This window comes from Micromonospora sp. NPDC001898 (assembly GCF_042891255.1).
In the GTDB taxonomy this organism is placed as follows: domain Bacteria; phylum Actinomycetota; class Actinomycetes; order Mycobacteriales; family Micromonosporaceae; genus Micromonospora.
The window spans coordinates 1-1,041 of record NZ_JBIATC010000044.1 but is presented as its reverse complement, the minus strand read 5'-3'; the positions used below and the strand labels follow the sequence as shown (position 1 = coordinate 1,041).

Annotated in this window: 1 pseudogene; it reads left to right on the top strand. The window is 68.4% G+C overall.

What is annotated here, in order from left to right:
• Positions 1-401: 401 nt before the first annotated feature.
• A pseudogene (locus ACFYZF_RS30560) lies at positions 402-1,041 on the top strand (VCBS repeat-containing protein); the annotation flags it as partial.

Genomic DNA, 1,041 nt, shown 5'->3' with positions numbered 1-1,041 from the left:
GTGGCGGACGCCGCGGACGGCGCGGACGCGGCAGCCATGGCGAGGACAGCGGTGAGGGCGACGGCACGCAAGCCGCGGGATCGGGCCATGTGTCACCTCGGCGGGCGGGCCCCTGGACGGTGCCACTGGCGGAAGTGAAGCCAACCCGTTCGATTGCTGTCAATACCTGAGGTCGCGGCCGGGTGGGGCAGGGCACCCCGTCCTCCGCCATTCCCGCAGGTGGGAGGCAATCTCCGAACCTCCACCCGCGCGAAAGTTTCTTCCTTGACTGCATCGTCGAGTGGCCGTAAGTTTCATGCATCTATCGACAGATGTCTCCGCCGCTCGCCGCCCGTCCTCGCCTCCGGGACAGCGGCCCCGCCCCGCCCGGACCACCGTTCCCCGCTTCCCGGAGGGCCGTCATGGACACTCCCACCCGAAGACTCGCCGTGTTCCACCTCGCGGCCCGGCTGGCCGCTGCCGTCGCCGTCACGCTGGCGGTGACGGCTCCGGTCGCACCCGCCGCAGCGGCCCCCTCGAACAACAACTTCGGCACGCTGGCCTGCACCTCGATACCGGCGAACCACGACCCGTCGGTCATCGTGATCGTGCACCGGGTGGGCCTCAGCCTTCGCGTCAACGACAAGGTGATGCTCGCCGGCTTCGAAACCGGCTGGGTCGAGTCCCACATGAACAACCTGCCCTGCGGGGACAAGTCCTCCCTCGGCGTGTTCCAGCAGCGCTGGGACTACGGCTGGGGCACGCCGGAGCAGATCATGGACCCGGTCTACTCGTCGACGCAGTTCTTCACCAGTGCGATCACCTGCAACCGCGACAACCCCGGCTACACCGCCGGTCAGGTAGCGCAGTGCGTCCAACGATCCGGCTTCCCCGACCGCTACGACCAGTCACAGGCCAAGGCCCGGTCACTGCTCGCCGAGGCCGGGCGGGTCACCGGCATCGCCCCGGGTTCGTCGACGGATTTCAGTGGGGACGGTAAAGACGACATCGTCGCGTTCACCCAAGGAACCCTCAACGACGTGTACGTCGCCACCTCCACCG